Origin of the sequence: Parafrankia sp. Ea1.12 (assembly GCF_900465275.1) — a bacterium.
Taxonomy (GTDB): Bacteria; Actinomycetota; Actinomycetes; order Frankiales; family Frankiaceae; genus Parafrankia; species Parafrankia soli.
The window spans coordinates 1-1,916 of sequence record NZ_UBIZ01000719.1 but is presented as its reverse complement, the minus strand read 5'-3'; the positions used below and the strand labels follow the sequence as shown (position 1 = coordinate 1,916).

Sequence of the window (1,916 nt, the reverse complement as noted above, 5' to 3'; positions counted from 1 at the left end):
CCACCACCCTGGTGGCGGGTCTCGAACCGGGGCAGCAGCGGTTCCACCAGCTCCCACAGATCGTCCGGGACCAGCCGCAGAGCGAGGCTGCTCTCCATCACATCCATGATCAGATATGTACCCGCAGCCGCCACACAAGACACGCTCTAAGCCGTATCGGGCGGGCGGGTCCGGTTGGCGCTCGCGGGCAGTGGCAGCGGACCGGGTGGGGCGAGGTAGTGGCCCTGCGCCTGGTGCACGCCCGCGCCGATCAGGACACCGAGCTCCCGCGCGGTCTCGACCCCCTCTGCGAGGACCAGGCTGCCTGTCTCCTGGGCGAAGTGCACCAGCGCGGCGGCGAGCGCGCGCCGCGCCGGATCAGCGTCGATCCGCCGGGTGAGACACTGATCCATCTTGATGAAGTCGGGCTGGAGCTGCACAAGATGATGCAGGCTGGCGTAGCCGGCACCGACGTCGTCCACGGCGATCCGGACTCCTTCACGGCGCAGGACGCCCAGCGCGCAGCGGACCGACGGATAATCCTCGACCCTGTCACCCTCGGTGACCTCGACAACGAGTCGGTCGGCCGGGATATCGGCGATCGCATCCGCCAGCCGCCCCGAGAGGATCGTGGCCGGTGAGGCGTTGACCCCGAGCCCGAACTCGGGGGGCAGGCAGGTGAACGCGCGCAGCGCCGACCGGATCGCGGACAGTTCGAGTGCGGGGCCGAGGCCCACGGCGGCGGCGTCGGCGAACCAGCGCTCGGCACCACCCGAACCGGGCGGGAACCGGGCAAGCGCCTCAGCCCCCACGCAGTCGAGCGACGGCAGGTCGAAGACCGGCTGGAAGACCATCGTCGGGCCACCGCTGTCGATCAGCCGCCAGATCCGCCACCACGCCGCCTCCCGGTACTCCCCGCCGGACCGCCGATCGGAGATCGAGGCGGAGAGCACCTCTGCCAACAAGGCCAGCGAACGCGTCTTGCGAGCGGGCATCGCCACGTCGGCGTCGCGGCTCAGGCAGCACAGCATCCCGTACGGACGGCCGTCCGCCAGGGTCACCGGAACTCCGATGTACGAGCCGACCTCGGGCCGGCCGGCCAGCGGCCCCCCGGTCGCCTCCACCCCGGTCGCCGCCGTCCCCGTCACCTCCGTCGCCGTCCCGGACGTCACCGCCTCCGGGCGGATCCTGCCGACGACCGGAAGCGGGCGTTCGGCGAGAGCATGCGAGCGGTGCGGGCCGGGATGGTGCACCGTCGAGCCGGGGTGGACACCGAAGGCCGCGGCGTCGCCGTCGCACGCCTCGATCACCTGGGCTCCCCCGATCAGCCTGGAGAACCAACAGAGATCCATGCCCAGGCGGCGACGGGCGGTGGCGAGCAGCCCGGCCACCGGGTCCGGTTCGGCCGGATCCCACCGGGACGGCGGCGTGGCGCCGCCGCGACCACAGGCATCGGTCACGTGCACCTCCCCACGCGGCACTCGCCAGCATGTTTCCCACGCGTCCACCAGGAACACGTCGCCCGGGCCACAGTTCCGATCGCCGAGTGGAGTCCACGCCCGCGGTGCACGAATAGCGATCGTCTAGTGACCCGCCGGAGTGGCGGTCCGTGACGCAAAGCGACCACCACGTGATCCTTTTCGAGAACAGCGAAGAATTTGACGAGGAGATACGCGATGGCCGCGCGCCCGGCTGTGACCGACGCGGAGTCCCCTGTCTGCGGGGGCGCGGGGCTCTTCTCGCGGGGTTCCAAAGCCGTATCCGACCAGCGGAGCCGTACCGGCCAGCCGGCGGAGAGCCGCCCGGATCATCGGCCGGGAAAAGGTCCGGAAATACAGGTGGGGGCTGCTCCCGGCCACAGCCAGAAACAGCCCCCACCAAAAGAAGTCCGGCGGCGTCCTACTCTCCCACGCGGTCACCCACGCAGTACCATCGGC

At 70.9% G+C, this 1,916-nt stretch carries 1 protein-coding gene and 1 pseudogene; both read right to left on the bottom strand.

Annotated features, from left to right (window positions below; genetic code table 11):
• Positions 1-98 (bottom strand): annotated as a pseudogene (locus FMEAI12_RS40445) (IS5/IS1182 family transposase); the annotation flags it as partial.
• Positions 99-146: 48 nt separating this feature from the next.
• A complete protein-coding gene (locus tag FMEAI12_RS35930) occupies positions 147-1,439 on the bottom strand; it encodes an EAL domain-containing protein (RefSeq protein WP_235015157.1) in 1,293 nt (430 codons plus the stop codon).
• Positions 1,440-1,916: the final 477 nt, after the last annotated feature.